The sequence below is a fragment of the Photobacterium sp. Ph5 genome (assembly GCF_022129445.1).
Lineage (GTDB): Bacteria > Pseudomonadota > Gammaproteobacteria > Enterobacterales > Vibrionaceae > Photobacterium.
On record NZ_JADQAQ010000013.1, the window covers coordinates 1 to 15,838 of the forward strand.

General features: G+C 42.5%; 11 protein-coding genes. All 11 read right to left on the reverse strand.

Annotation, left to right across the window (positions count from 1 at the left end):
- Positions 1-394: 394 nt before the first annotated feature.
- The 11 genes from I3259_RS07135 to I3259_RS07185 all read right to left on the reverse strand — a co-directional run bounded on the left by I3259_RS07135 (position 395) and on the right by I3259_RS07185 (position 15,460).
- On the reverse strand, positions 395-781 hold the full coding sequence (locus I3259_RS07135) for a hypothetical protein (RefSeq protein WP_238028995.1): 387 nt from the start codon (positions 779-781) through the stop codon (positions 395-397).
- A 241-nt stretch (positions 782-1,022) separates the two neighbouring features.
- Positions 1,023-2,435: a phosphoglucomutase/phosphomannomutase family protein gene (locus I3259_RS07140; protein ID WP_238028996.1), complete on the reverse strand. Its 1,413-nt coding sequence runs from the start codon at positions 2,433-2,435 to the stop codon at positions 1,023-1,025.
- 62 nt (positions 2,436-2,497) lie between these two features.
- Positions 2,498-4,903 (reverse strand): N,N'-diacetylchitobiose phosphorylase, encoded by a 2,406-nt coding sequence (locus I3259_RS07145; RefSeq protein WP_238028997.1) that lies wholly within the window; start codon positions 4,901-4,903, stop codon positions 2,498-2,500.
- Between the two features lie 41 nt (positions 4,904-4,944).
- On the reverse strand, positions 4,945-6,873 hold the full coding sequence (locus I3259_RS07150) for a beta-N-acetylhexosaminidase (RefSeq protein WP_238028998.1): 1,929 nt from the start codon (positions 6,871-6,873) through the stop codon (positions 4,945-4,947).
- Positions 6,874-6,882: 9 nt separating this feature from the next.
- A complete protein-coding gene (locus I3259_RS07155) occupies positions 6,883-7,767 on the reverse strand; it encodes an N-acetylglucosamine kinase (RefSeq protein WP_238028999.1) in 885 nt (294 codons plus the stop codon).
- Positions 7,760-9,496: a glycoside hydrolase family 9 protein gene (locus I3259_RS07160; protein WP_238029000.1), complete on the reverse strand. Its 1,737-nt coding sequence runs from the start codon at positions 9,494-9,496 to the stop codon at positions 7,760-7,762. Before I3259_RS07160 ends, I3259_RS07155 begins: the two co-directional genes overlap by 8 nt.
- 110 nt (positions 9,497-9,606) lie before the next feature.
- Complete coding sequence (locus tag I3259_RS07165) at positions 9,607-10,602, reverse strand: ABC transporter ATP-binding protein (protein ID WP_238029001.1); 996 nt, start codon at positions 10,600-10,602, stop codon at positions 9,607-9,609.
- Between the two features lie 30 nt (positions 10,603-10,632).
- Entirely contained in the window at positions 10,633-11,604 is a 972-nt protein-coding gene (locus tag I3259_RS07170; RefSeq protein ID WP_105059477.1) for an ABC transporter ATP-binding protein, read from the reverse strand.
- Complete coding sequence (locus tag I3259_RS07175; RefSeq protein ID WP_238029002.1) at positions 11,604-12,647, reverse strand: ABC transporter permease; 1,044 nt, start codon at positions 12,645-12,647, stop codon at positions 11,604-11,606. The genes I3259_RS07170 and I3259_RS07175 overlap by 1 nt, the downstream gene beginning before the upstream one ends.
- A 1-nt stretch (position 12,648) precedes the next feature.
- On the reverse strand, positions 12,649-13,635 hold the full coding sequence (locus tag I3259_RS07180) for an ABC transporter permease (RefSeq protein WP_105059479.1): 987 nt from the start codon (positions 13,633-13,635) through the stop codon (positions 12,649-12,651).
- 148 nt (positions 13,636-13,783) lie between these two features.
- Positions 13,784-15,460, reverse strand: a complete 1,677-nt coding sequence (locus I3259_RS07185; protein WP_238029003.1) for an ABC transporter substrate-binding protein — start codon at positions 15,458-15,460, stop codon at positions 13,784-13,786.
- Positions 15,461-15,838 lie beyond the last annotated feature (378 nt).

The window sequence follows — 15,838 nt, forward strand, 5'->3', positions numbered from 1 at the left end:
CACGCCGGGGGTCGCGGGTTCGAGTCCCGTCCGCTCCGCCACTTATATTAAGCCCTAGTCGAAAGACTAGGGCTTTTTTGCATTTTGACTAAATGAGTTAAATATATTTGAGTGAGTTAGTAGTTCAGTTGGTTAGCCTCTTTATTGTAGAGCTTAGCGGCCTGTCAGATTGAAGGTTGCGGGTTCGAATCCCGTCCGATCTGCCATTTCTTAAGAAGCCCTGTTTGAAGTCACAGGGCTTGGGTTTTTCTTTAGTTGTTATTGAAAATAGTTAAGATGATGTGAGACCTCCTTTCCTACTTTATCTGAGCTTTAATAAGTGAAGCTCTGAGCTTTGGTAATACTATCGTTGTTAGTTATATTTACCTCCTTGCTCTTATTTCAATGTTATACCTTAAATTTGTTCATAGAGACCTGTATGTAATATCTCCTTTTGTTGACTATCACTACGATCACGACAGTACGCACGGTAACGTGATGCTAGGTAGGTAATGAGAGCTGAAAAAACAGTATAAGCTACTAAGAAAGTGATTGGTGAATGAATAACGTTGTTAGAAAAGATCCAAATAACGCCACTAATAGTGATAGCTAATTTTGTGAGTACAGCAAGTACAAGGTAGCTCATGACATATTGAGGTTGGCGAATTGCTTGATAAGCAATGAAATAGCTTATTCCAACCGCGATAATGGCCAGGCTAAAACCCACTGTAAATGAGTGGAAATGTTCGGTGAAAAGTATGGCTAAAACAATAGCGATGATACTAAAGATAATCTTTTTCATACCGATTTCCTTGATTGCGATAAATTTAACGCCTAATAATCATGGACCCAAAATCGATATTTTTATGTGATTGGGCTATCTATTTTTATTTTTAGATGGGGTTATTACTGTAAATGGGCTGGGTATCAAATTTTCATATGGAGGTAAAGAGAGTGACAAAAGATAAAAGAAAAGGGTAACTGAAAAGTTACCCTCTAGCAAAGATCAGCGGTGTGATCTGCTAAAACAACAGCTATGTTTTTTAAACAGAAAGGAATGCTTTTAATTGAGCAAGTACTGCTTCTGCTTGCGCTTGATCTTCCATTTCAACAAAGATACGGAGTAATGGTTCAGTACCTGAGAAACGTGCAATCGCCCAACCGCCATTCTTAAAGTAAACTTTAGCGCCATCGGCATAGCTTACTTTTTCGATTTCATAGTCAAAATCCGGCAATGCTTTTTCTACATAGATCTTGTTGTACAGACGGTCACGATCAGCTGGTTTAAAGGTACAATCGCCTTCTGCTGTGTAGGCATAGCCAAAGCGTCCGTAGATCTCATCAAGTAATTCAGACAATTTCTTACCTGTAGAGCTGATCATTTCAACTAATAGACTTGATGCAAATACACCATCTTTACCTTTGATATGACCACGGATCGTTAGACCACCAGAGCTTTCACCACCGATTAAAGAGTCATCAGCTTCCATTTGTGAACTAATGTGCTTAAAGCCTACCGGCACTTCAAATGATTTCTCACCATAAGCTTCTGCGACCTTATCTAAAAGGTGGGTGGTTGCGATATTACGCACTACCGAGCCTTTCCAGCCTTTATATTCAAGCATGTAGTAATATAGCAGTAGTAGTACTTCGTTCGGGTGAATAAAGTTACCTTTCTCATCAATAATACCTAAACGATCGGCATCACCATCAGTACCAATACCGATATCGTAGCCCTCGTGAGCGACAAGATGCTTTAAACGGTAAAGCGTTGCTGCACTTGGAGATGGCATTAAACCACCAAAGCCTGGGTTTTCACTATCGTTGATCACGTCCACATCACAGCGAGCACTGATCAGTACCGTTTGTAGTGCATTTTTTGCCACCCCAAACATAGGATCGATAAGAACGCGAAGATTAGCTTTTTTAATCGCTTCCATATCGATGAAATCAATAATTGAATCAACGAACTCGTTCATTGGATTGATTATTTCAACTAACTTATCGTTTTGTGCTTGTTCAAAGTCGACACGTTTTACATCCGCATCGGTTAATACTGCGATTTGTTGTTCAATCTTTTGAGTAATGATTTCATCAGCATCACGACCGCCTTCAATGAAGACTTTTATGCCGTTGTAATCTGCTGGATTGTGAGACGCAGTAATACAAGCTGAATAGGTTGCACCTGTTTGCTTGGCTTTAAACATCACAACAGGGGTTGGTACGAACTTATCGATGAAGCTACATTTAATGTTGTTACCCGCTAAAACTTCAGCAAACCACGTTGCGGCTTTATCGGATAGAAAACGACGGTCGTAACCAATAATGAAACCATTTTCAGTTACTGACTCTTTGATCATGATGTTAGCAAGGGCTTGAGCCACTAAGCGTACATTTGCTTGAGTAAACTCTTCACCAATGAAGGCACGCCATCCACCTGTTCCAAACTGAATCATGGAGGAACTCCTATTTCTCTCTCAAATAAAAAGAGGGAGGTGAATTCACCTCCCTAACCGTTTTAGCCCATTACTACTGTAACAGTATTGGTTGTGCCTTCAGCTTGAGGGGCGATTGCGCCTTCGACTGTTTCACCGTTTAGCGTTATAGATTTAACGCCTTTACTTACACCATTTGGGTTTTCAACTTTAATGTTGTATGTCGCGCCACGCCATTCACGAGTCACTTCAAAACCAGGCCAGCTTGTAGGAATACAAGGATTAACAGTTAGACCTGCAAAGCCTGTTTGTACACCTAGGATAAAGTTAGTCACGGCAAAATATGCCCAACCAGATGTACCTGTTAACCATGGGTGGTTTGCACGACCGTGATCTTGGTGATCACGTCCCATGATGAACTGAACGTATGAGTAAGGTTCTGCAATACGTTTTTCAATGATGTCGTTTTGGTTGTATGGGTTAAGTGCATCGTAGAACTTCATTGCACGATCACCACGACCTAGTTTCGCTTCAGCCACCCATGCCCATGGGTTTGGATGCGAGAAGATTGCACCGTTTTCTTTCACGCCTTGATATACACGCGTAACGAAACCGATATCATCGTTAGGGGTTGCGAATGATGGTGCATTTAGGTGTAGACCGTATTCAGAGAATAGGTTTTCATCAACGGCATCCATTGCTTTCTCACCACGATCTTGTGATGCCATACCAGAAAGCACTGCTAGGGTATTTGACTCTAAGTGAATACGACCTTCAGTTTGTTGCGCTGTACCGATCTTGTCACCGTCTTTTGTTAGACCACGGATGTACCAGCCACCTTCGTCATCCCATAGGTGTTTTTCACACGCTTCACGTACGTTTGCTGCCATTTCAGTGTATTTAGCAACATCGGCATCTTTACCTTGATGCTTAGCAAGCTCGATGAATTCTTGTAGTGCCCAGAAGTGAAGGAATGACACCATTGCTGACTCACCGCCACCAAGGTTTAGACAGTCATTCCAGTCTGCACGAAGACCTTTACAGATACCTGTACGGCCTACGTATTCCGCTGAGAAATCGAGTGCGGCTTTCATGTGATCATAAACAGATGCATCACCGCCGTCAGCGTATGGGATCACTTCGTCAATGAAGCTCTCTTCACCGGTTTCTGTTACGTACTTACAGATTGTTGGTACGATCCATAGGTGGTCATCAGAACAGGTATCTTCGATACCGTGGATCTTATCTGCATCACTAGGAGTTGGAACAACTGTTGGTGATTTTGATGGCTCAACATCAGCCATGTCTGGATCGAACCAATCTGGATCAAATAGGTGTAGGCCGTAACCTGCTTTAACTTGTCCACGTAGTAAGTCAACAAGACGCTTACGTGTCATCTCTGGGTTTGAGTGAGGAACCGAGATTGCATCTTGTGCGGTATCACGGTAACCAAGGCCTGTACGACCGCCCACTTCGATAAATGATGCGAAGCGTGACCAAACCACACATGTTTCAGCTTGGTATAGAGTCCATGCGTTGATCATGGTATCTAGACCTTCGTTCGGTGATGTCACCTTGAACTTGTTACAACGGCTGTTCCAGTGTTCTTTAATTTCAGCAAATGCAGCATCGACGGCAGCAATATCTTGGTATTTTTGACGTAGGCGTTGACCTTCGTTTTTACCGACACCTAGGATGTAGCTAAAGCGTACTTCTTCACCTGGTTGGATAGTGAATTGCTTGTGTAGTGAGCCACAATGGTTGTAACAGGTTTGTACGTGGTTAGAACAACGTCCTTTTTCAACCGCAATAGGGTTAGCTTCATCACGGTAAGCACCAAGGAAAGTGTCACGTTGACCATCATAGCTATCAGGATCAAATGTAGAAGCTAGGTAGTAGAAACCTTCTTTCTCATTTGTGTTGTAGTAAAGATCATATTCAATCACGCCAGCTTCATAAGACGTACCTGCTGAGTACAGGCTCATCTGGTGGTTTTGGTTATCAGATTGAATATGGCTGAAAGAGAACTCAACAAATGAGAATGCACTAATAGTGCGCACTTCATCTGTCGTGTTTTTAATTACAACATCCCAAACTTCAGCATCTTCGCCTTTTGGTACGAATAATGTTTTAGTTGCTTCGATGCCGTTGTAGTCACACTTAAACTTAGAGTAAGACAAACCGTGACGCACTTCGTATGTTGCTTCGTCTAGGCTTTTTGCTACTGGTTGCCATGAGATTGACCAGTAATCACCTGTCGCATCATCACGAAGGTATACGTAGTGTCCAGGGCGATCAAATGTCGCATTTGGACGGAATTTCGTTACGCGATTGTACTCTGGAGATTTGTAGAATGAGTAACCACCTGCGTTTTGTGAAATTACTGTACAGAACTTCTCTGTACCTAAGTAATTTGTCCATGGTGCTGGGACATCAGGACGAGTGATAACATATTCTCTGTTGTCGTTGTCAAAATAACCGTATTTCATTGCTTTTTAATCCTTAAAAAATTTCACTCTACTGTGCGTGGTTATTCACAGTGGCGGTAATTAATACCCGCCTTGTCCAGGTAGCTAAGTTGACCTTTTAAACGTGCTTTGAAGTCATCCCAGTTACGATGTTTAGGGTCGCTCCAGCAAATCTCCGAGACTGCCAGTAAGCGGGGGTAAATCATATATTCAAATCGGCTTTGGTTATTTACTAATTCTGACCAAAGGGCGGTTTGAATGCCTAAAATGTGCTGCCGCTCAGAGTTTTCCTCGGATAGATCACTGAGTGGGTAATAATTGTAAACTTTATCGAGTGGTAATTTTCCAGCCCAATCAACACCAGCTTCGTCAGCTGAATAGCCTTGAGCTAAATCTAAGTAAGTCTCTTGTGCTGGCTGCATCACAATGTCGTAGCCTTTTTGAATGCACTCTAAACCTGCTTGCTCATTTTGCCATGAGAAGATGATGGTATTTTTACTTACCTTTTCACCATGGGTTGCTTCTTCCCAACCCATCATGCGTTTGCCTTTACTTCCAATAATTTCTTCAGCAAAGCGAAGTAGGTGACCTTGTAGCTCTTTTGGATCGTCGTAACCATGATCAGCCATCAGTTTTTGACAAGCTGGGCTATCTGTCCATACGCCGGCTGGAACTTCATCCGCACCAATATGAACAAAAGGTGCTGGAAACAAATCACAGACTTCATTCAATACATTACTAATAAAACTGTAAGTACCTTTTATTGCAGGCGATAAAATATTATCGTTGTAATTTTGAATACTGCGATAGGTAGACATATCTTCTGGATCAATTAACAGATCCGGAAGTGATAAAATAGCGGCACGACAGTGGCCTGGGATATCAATTTCAGGAATGATCATGATCCCACGATCAGCAGCGTAGTCGATAACATCACGAATATCTTGTTTTGAATAAAAACCACCATAACGGTTAGCGATATTTGTAAATTGCGGAGCGATCACTTCATTAGGACCTCGCCAAGCACCAATACGGGTTAACTCTGGATAGGCATCTATTTCGATTCGCCAGCCTTCATCATCGGTTAAGTGCCAATGAAAGGTATTAAATTTGTAGCGCGCAAGTTGATTAATAAGGTGCTTAATGCGTTCAACGGGATGAAAATGACGACCACAATCAAGCATCATACCGCGATAACCAAAATGTGGTTGATCATTAATATCTACCATTGGGATCGGATAGGCACAATCAGCCTGATGCGACGGTGTGCTTGGTATCAATTGAAGCAAGCTTGAAGTAGCGTAAACAAAACCAGATGCTGAATTTGCATGGATCCAGACGTTATCGTTTTCGACTAATAAACGATAGCCTTCATCCACGATGTCTTTATTCAAAGCGTAATGAATATTGCCTTGTTGATTAACCGCGACAGGCTCATTTAGTAAATTATTGAGCTCTGTCTGTAGCCAATTAACAGCACCTTGTGCCAATGTTGGTGGTGTTGAAATTGCAGTCTGTTGGTTAATATGAAAAGCGCCCTGCAACGGCAACATTTTGTTAGGTTTAGGGATCAAGGCAATATCAGCAGCTTTCACTGGGAGAGATGTGTTATAACGCTCCAGTGCAGGTTGGTCGAGATTAATGGTACTGATATCGACTTTTAATGGTTTAATGTATTCATCGGTCGATGCTAATGAGATAAAGGCATCTAAAATACCATCGTCATACAGTGTGAACGGCGCAGTACCAACAGAAAATTCGGTATAGAACAACCCATTTGCAGGTAAAAAATCCGTTTCTGAAAGTGTGCAATAGCTGCCAGTTTGACTCACTACACCGTTAGATAAGGTATCTGCTTTCACGTAACGGTTAAAGAGGAAATGCAGTGACCAATCATGTAACGGTTTATCAGTTAAGTTATGTAAACTTAAGGCAAAACGAGATTCACTTTCAGTTTTTTCTATAACAGTAAAATCAAGGCGGTAACTCATACTTCCCCCTTAAAGCTGATATAAATCATGATTGCTACGCGCCATAGCGATAGCACCATCCATTGCGTCACCTTGAGGTGTCGCGATACGTTGTTGCATTGGCGGTACAAGCCAAGCATGAATGCGTTCTGCAATGCTTCCCATCAAACAAATCTTGTCTGCGCCACGTTGGATAAGTGCGTTCATCCACATTTCAATATCGGCTGCTGTTTGCGATAGCATCTCTACCGCTAGTTTGTCGCCTTGTGCTGCGTGAGCAAATATACTTGGTGAGAATTGCCCATAATCACAAGGACGAGCAGCCTTAGACCATGACACGATACTGTCGACATCATGGTTAAAGTATTCGAGAACTGAACGTGCAAGGGGCGTTTGTTCAACAATACCATCAACGCTTAATAGCACTTGTTGGATAAGACGTAGCCCCATCACAGCGCCACCACCTTGATCTGATATAGGGAATTCACGACCGCCAACCACATGTTGTTGACCATCTTTTAATAAGATCCCGCAAGAGCCAGTACCGGCAATTAAGATCGCACCATCTTTCCCCCCCCAAGCTCCTAAACATGCACCATAGGCATCGGTATTTAATGTCATTGCGGCATAAGAATGAGGCTGTTTCATAAAGGCGTACCATGCGTCTTGTTGTTCAGCACCTGCGAGTGCTAGGCCTACTGACATATAACCAAAATGGCTCTTATTAAGACTCGCTTGGCTGGCTGCAGTTGCTATTGCATCATTGATTGATGCCATAGCAACGCTACTGCCTAATAGAATATTGGCACTACCCGTTTTTGCTTCACCTAAAATATGTCCGTTGATATCGCAAATACGTGCGCGGCAAGAAGTGCCACCACCATCAACGCCGACTAAGTAACGAATATCAGCCATGGTGACGCTCCTTAAACTGCATGGTTATTGCTAGTAAGTACCAACCACCATGAGGGATCCATTGTTCACCCCAACGCCAGTTTTGCAGCATATCGTCTTTTTGGTCTTTTGGATTGAATGCGATGTCGTCCTCGTTTTCAAAGCCTGAGGTGATGCCATTACACACACCACCCTTAGCATTACTGAACCCTAAGTGAGGCAAATAATCAGGGTTGTTATGACCGTGACCGTCTAACATACACATGTCATACGGGTTTAAGCCGACGATCCAGTCAAGTGCATGTTGACCAAACTGCATTAAACCTTGGCGCAGAGTTAGGTCTTGAATATAGTCTTGTGCCATGAAAGCCATGGTTGCTAATGAAGCAAGACGCGCATTTTCACCTTGCCACCAGTAGCCTGACTCATTGTTATGAGCAACAAAGAAAGCCGTTTTCTTTTCACCATCTACCGCTTTGGTGTATTGGCGAGGATAGTTAAATGGGTTAGTTACTTCATTTGTAATCGTTAATTCAAAGTTCAATGCATTAACTAAGACTTGCTCAATCGCTTGTTTTGCTTCTGCATCAGTTTCCGCACTTAAATATTGCATCAGAGCAATGGCAGGAAGGCCTGCTTCTGCGGCATGGAAATAAGGACGTTCACCGTTTTCAGTCGCAGACCAGAAATATTTAATATTCTCATCTGACATTTGACGCTTAGCTAAACGTGTAGCCCACTCTCGCATTTCTACTAAATAACGATCTTGGTGAGTACTGCGGAATAACTCAACGGCTGCCAACAATGCACAATACTCATCAATAATATTTTCCGTACCATCGTTTAAGTATTCAGTGTTGTGTTGTTTTAAATGCCAATAGCCCAGCTCTGCCGCTTGAAGGTAGCGCTCAATATCGATACTTGAAAATGCACCAAGACGCTTACTTGAATTCAGTTGAGCAATACGCGATAAACTTGCAAGGGCAGCGATGGTTACTCCGCCACCTTGACGGAAACCGGCTTGGTAATCGTCTGATTTAATACCTTCTTGAGTTGCATAAGCACAAATCTCACGTTGTTGTGGAGATTTGCTCCACTTGTCGAATACCGTCATATAGAAATAGCCCTGCGCGTGTTGCATGCGCAGTAAGAAATCGGCACCGAAAGTGGCTTCTTCAAGGAGACGTACACGAGTAAAATCTGCGATATCGTCTTGATGATCTAATTCGTCATAGGCTTTTAGCATGTTCCACACAATCATTGGAGTCTGTTGCGGGTTTAAGAAATTACTAAAAGATAAGTGGCTTAGGTACTTACTCACATCGCCTGATGCATCGTACCAACCACCATGAACATCGACGGTTTGATCTGAATTGAGTACAACAGCATTTTTATCCGCTTGATCAAAAATACCGCCGCAACGTTGAGATTTAAAGTAGTGCAGAACATCACTGAAGGTTTGTTGCATTAACACGCCTTCAGCTATGGTAAAAATAGTTGATTCACTGTTTGCATAGCGAATACGGAACTCACCAACTTGTTGGCAAGAAGAGAAGTCAATAAGGTAAATATTACCAGTATGCCATTGTGCTATGTTGTCATAGGCATGTAATGGCAGCTGCATGATAGTTGTATTCGTCTGGTTACAAACAAGCTCTGCAGTACCGGTTAAAGTTTGAGAGTTAGTTTGTAATAGAGCGTGTTTAACGTTGAAACGCTCATAGCCCAGATGGTTAGTTAACAGCTGCATGGATCCTCCTAGTGTCGCCAAATAAAGGTGGTTTCAGCATTGTGAAACCACCATTTAACAGCTAAGGCGACCAATAACGCAGATAAGTCGTATTTAGTAACGAGCTATTATTAATTTTCGTATAAGTAACAACGTACAAAGTGGTTATTAGATAGCTGAGTTACACCTGGTAGTTTTTCACGGCACTTATCGGTAACGTGAGTACAGCGGCCTGCAAATGGGCAGCCAGCACTTTCTGGTGTCCATAGCGGGATTTCACCTTTATTACCTTTTAGCTTTTCATGGATCGACTTACTTGGATCAGGAACCGCAGATACAAGTAGTTGGGTATACGGGTGTTGTGGATCGTGAATGATTTCTTCCGTATCACCCCACTCAACCATGTGGCCAACGTACATTACCGCTAGGTCTTCAGCAATGTAACGTGCTGTTGCGATATCATGCGTGATGTAAAGTAGTGCCATTTCACGCTCAAATTTCATTTCTTCCATCAGGTTTAGTACACCTGCACGAATAGAAACGTCGAGCATTGAGGTTGGTTCATCAGCTAGAACGACTTCAGCCCCTACGGCAATGTTACGTGCTAGGTTAACACGTTGACGTTGACCGCCAGACAGCTGGTGGGGGAACTTCGCAGCAGTCTCTTTTGGCGGGATCAAGCCAACTTGTTCAAGTAAATTGTAAACCGTCTCTTCTAACTCTTTTTTATTGCCTGATTTCACTTTGTTGTGAATCAGCAATGGGCGTGCAATGTGGTGGAAAATAGTATGAGTAGGGTTTAAAGAACCGAATGGGTCTTGCCATACCATTTGTACACCTTGGCGATACTTCATTAAGTCATCATGTTTAGTGATTGACTGGATATCACGACCAAAATATTCAATTGTGCCATCTGTTGGCGCGTACATTTTTGCAATCATTTTCGCTGTTGTTGATTTACCAGAACCTGATTCACCAACAACGGAAAGACCACGACTTTTGTACATTTTGAAAGACACGTCGTTGATTGCACGCATCTTTGATTTCTTTAATGAATTACTGTTAACGGAAAAATCTTTAATTAGATTTTTACCTTCAATAATTGGATTTCCGACAGGTTTGCTCATAATGCCTCCTAAATACTGCCTATTATTTTATTAACCACGTTTAGTGAATAGGTGGCAGTTTGATAAACGACCTGGTTCAATTTGCGTCAGTTGGGTTGGTGTTTTAAAACAAGCATCGGTTGTTTTGCTACAACGTGCCTGGAAACGACAACCTTGTGGTACTTCTAGTAAGTTCAATGGGTTACCAGGAATACCTGTTAACTTTGTTTTTGGACCAGTCAGAGGAGGGAATGAGCTACCCAAGCCCTCAGTATATGGGTGGAACGGTGTTTCTAGAATTTGCTTAGAAGGGGCAACTTCAATTAACTCACCGGAGTACATGATGCCGATACGGTCAGAGAACTCGACCATTAATGACAAGTCATGAGTGATGAATAGAATTGAGAAACCAAACTCTTCTTTTAAGGCATAAATCTTTTGTAGAATTTCACGTTGAACTACAACATCAAGTGCTGTTGTTGGCTCATCCATGATGATCATCTTAGGATTTAGCGCAAGAGCAATCGCGATAACCAAACGTTGACGCATACCACCAGAGAACTGGTGAGGGTAATCACGTAAACGGCTTGGGTGGATATCAACTATTTCTAATAGGCCTTCAGCACGGCGAACCGCTTGCTGACGAGACATATTAGTGTGACGCATGATTACGTCACAAAATTGTTCTTCCATGGTTAAAACAGGGTTCAAGGCATTCATCGCACTTTGAAACACCATCGACATTTCGCTCCAACGGAAGGCTGACATTGCCGCATCCGATTTTTTCAAAATGTCACCGTGGCCTTCAAAAATCACTTCACCACCGGTAATGAATGCTGGCGGCTTATGCAGGCGCATCAGTGAGAAGGCAACAGTGGATTTACCACAGCCTGATTCACCAGCAAGACCGAATATTTCACCTTTACCAATGTCAAAGCTGACATTATTTACTGCGCGAACATCACCTGCATCTGTAATGTAATCAACACACAAGTTACGAATTGAGATTTGTGGATTGGTCATTATTTATCTCCCCCTTGTAGGGCTGGCTGAGGAGCGTCCACAGCGTTTGCTTCTTTTTCTTCTTTTGCGTTCTTAGCATTTTCTTTTGCTAAGTTTTTCCAGCGGCGCATGCCTTTATGTGAACGTAACTGCGGGTTGGCAATTTCATCGACAGCAAAGTTAAGCATTGCAAGGCCGACAGCAATCAGTGTTAGTGCAATACATGGAGCTAATAATTCCCACCAAGCGCCAACCAGCATTGAAGATGATGTTTGTACGTTGTACAGCATCACGCCCCAGCTTACTGAGTTCGGGTCGCCTAAGCCTAAGAATGACAGTGTAGCTTCGGTCATGATGGCAAGCATTACCGAGCCAATGAAACTTGCACCAACGATAGAGATTAGGTTAGGCAAAATTTCAATGAAGATAATACGCCATGAAGATTCACCTAGTACTTCTGCTGCTTTTACAAATTCTTTTTCACGTAGTGATAAGGTTTGTGCTCGAACAACACGTGCCCCCCATGCCCAGGAGGTCATGGCAATAACCACCGCAATAGTTAGAGGACCTGCTTGACCAATAAAGGCTGCGATAACAAATAGTAAGGGGAGCTGCGGTAGAACTAACATGATGTTCATGGCCGCAGTTAAGATTTCATCGACTTTACCGCCGAAGTAACCTGCTGAGATACCAATGATGGTCGCTAAGAAACACACCATGAATCCAGCACCAAAGCCTACTGCTAGTGATGTACGTGCGCCATATACTAGCTGAGACCAGATATCACGACCCATACGAGATGTGCCTAATAGGTGCTCTGCATCTTTTGACATCAACATACGACGCTTGTTATCTGCTAAGTTTTCAGCGATCCAACCGTCTGGATTATCTTGTGCCGCTTTTACTACAAACGAAGGGTACTCGTGAGGTTTTCCTGTCCGTTTGTCTGGTGAAAACTGTGTAATAAGAGGAGCAAAAATAGCACCTAGAATAAAAATAGTGATGATGCTAAGGCCAAACATAGCCTTAGGGTTACCAGATAATAATTTAAATAAGGCTTTCATATTATTTGCCTCCTTTACGTAGGCGAGGGTCTAGCACAACGATCAGGATGTCGGCCATGAAGTTAAAGAACAGCATGAACATGGTCATAATCAGTAATTGTCCCTGAAGAACTTGGTAATCACGTGAGTGAATAGCATTAAGCATTACAGTACCAAGACCTGGGTAGTTAAAGATAATTTCAACAATCAACTGACCACCGATAGCCATACCCAATGCCATAGAAAGTGCAGTTACACTTGGCAGCATTGCGTTACGAGCCGCATAGTTAAAGACAACACGGTTTTCGCTTAAGCCCTTACCTTTTGCCATTGTGATGTAATCTTCGTTTAGCAGGTTGATCATGTTGTTACGCATGTTGATCAAGAAGCCGCCGATTTGAATTACTGTGGCACAAAATAGTGGTAATGCAGCGTGGTACATTACGTCTTTATAGAAAGCCCAACTTGACCAGTCAGGAACAACACCTGGGGTAAATGCGTTGCCCGTTGGGAACCAACGTAAACCAATAGCAAAAGTGAACATAACAAGCATTGCGATTACAACCGGTGGTACCGCTTGAATAACCAACATACCTGGTGAGATGAATGCATCATAAGTACTGCCGCGTTTCCATGCCGCGAAAATACCTAAGACAGAACCAATACAGAAAGAAAGGATTACTGCAGAGCCCGCTAAAAATAGTGACCAGCCTACAGCACCACCTAGCAGTTCATTAACTGATAGAGGATAAAATTTGATTGAAGTACCTAGGTTCCACGTAAATACGTTAGCTAGGTAAGAAAAGTATTGTTCATATAATGGACCATCAACAAAGCCTAACAGCTTTTTCATGGCTTCAATACGCTCAGGGGTTACCTGTGCAGTTGCGTTTGCGAACATCATGGTAACTGGGTCACCTGGCATCGCACGCGGAAGAATAAAGTTTAGCGTTGCCGCGAAAATTAGCGCGATAAAATAAAACGATAAACGACGTAGAAAAAATCCCATAACTCACACCTTACACATCCAGCTTGCCTTCCTGAGCTGAATTCAGGACGTAAAACCCCCTGACGCACGGCGCCATACCTTTTATAGAAGAAAGGATTGAGGGGAAGAGGCGGTGCACAAGGCGTGCACCGCAAATATTAAGCAGATATTATGCTTTTGGTTTTAGATCCAGTACTTGAAGTAGACGCTCAGGAACACCTGCCCATACCATTGGACGGCCTTGAGGGTTCTTCTCATTCCACCAACCAGTGAAGCGAGTTTCGTTGTATTGGAAGTTGTTCGCACCAGACATTACTGGAATCGTAATTTGATTTTCAGCGATGATTTTCTGAATGCCATGAGCAATCTTCAACTGCTCATCTTTGTTAGCTGTCTTATAGAAGCTATCTAGTAGCGTGTCTAGCTCTGCATTCTTGAAGTAATGCATAGCAAAACGAGGCATACCTTCACCTGATTGTAGGCGTGAGTTGTACGCGCTATCCCAGTATAGGTGTGGATCAGCACCGTGGAAGTAGTTTGTGTAAGCTACATCGTAAGTACCGTTTAGCATTGCTTCGTTGTAAACAGCGAAGTCAGGTGTACTTGCTTTCGCGTTAATACCCGCTTCTTGAAGCTGCTCTACACCTAGCTGTACTGTGTTGTTGAAGTCAGTCCAACCGTTAGGAGATTGAACTGTAAGTTCGATCTTCTTACCTGTTGGTGATTCTACAAAACCATCACCGTCAGTATCTTTAAAGCCAGCTTTCGCTAGAAGCTCTTTAGCACCTTTCACATTGTATGTGTTGAATGCTTTGTACTTGTTATGTACAGCTTCATCAGACCAAGTTTTAAAACCATCACCTAGACCAGACGCGTAATCGTTTGGAGTACCCGCACCGTAGAATGCGATATCGATGATTGTTTGACGGTCGATAGCCATTGAGAAGGCACGACGGAAGTCAACATTGTTGATTGCTTCTTTGTTGCCATCTTTTGGCGACTTGAAGTTCAACATGAATGACTGAGTGCCCGCTGCTGGGTACCAGTATTTGTGATTTGGGTTCGCTGCAGCGTAAGTGCTGTCGATGTCAGGAATGAACGATGAAGTCCAATCTAACTCTGAGTTGATGATTTTTGTTAGCAACTGATCGTTGTTCGCGATCTGAGGTACACGTAGACAGTCAACTTCTAGGTTGTCGTTATCCCAGTAGTTAGGGTTACGACATTGAACGTAAAGCTGAGGAGTAAATGTATCAATCTCAGTAAACGGACCTGTACCTACTGGGTTTTCGTTGGTGAAAGTTGTTGGATTTTCAACTTTACTCCAGATGTGCTTAGGCACTACTGGTACGAAAGAAATTTCGAAAGGTACGTTCGAGTTCGCTTCAGTTAAATCGAAGATAACTTTGTTACCGTCTTGCTTAACTGATTTAACCCACTTGTTGATACCACGTTGGTCTAGTTCAGGGTTCTTCTTAAGTAGATCAAAAGAATAAACTACGTCATCAGCAGAGAACGTTTTACCGTCAGACCACTTAACGCCATCGCGGATTTCAAACGTCACTTGCATTAGGTCGTCAGACATGTAGTAGTCTTTCGCCAAACGCATTACTGGCTCGTTACCTTTCATTTGGTTGAAAACAACCAATGGCTCGTAAACAAACTCAGTTGTAGTACGTAGGTTTGTTGCTAGGAAAGGGTTAAAGTTACGTACCATTGTAGGGTAGAAATCAGGTACGACTGTTAGTTCACTTTTTTCTGCTGCAGATACTACTGGTGCTGTAAAAGCGGTTGCTGCTGCAACAACGGCAAGTGCTAACTTAGTTTTGTTAATATTGGCAAGCATAGCTGTTCCTTACTCTTAGCTCTGTTTCACTTAATGGAAATTAAAGTTGCTCCATCATTGGAGCCCTTGAACTTACTTCATCGGAACTGAGTAACGCTGAACCGGTGAATGGCCTTGTAAGCTCTCAGTGGGTTAAATATTCGCTGTAATCGATAAATCGTCAATCGAGCTTCTCGTCAAAAACGTTAAAATAAAGCAAAACAACGTTAAAAACGTTAATTTTGGTTTTTTTAGTAGTAAATTAAAACATGTTAACTGTGTGTTACATCACACTTGTTGTTTCAGTTTTAGTTAGTAGGTAATAAAATTGGTGTTAAATAAGTCATTGTTTTTTATGGTTAATTTTCTTTTGTTCCTGTATCTATATATGTAACAGAC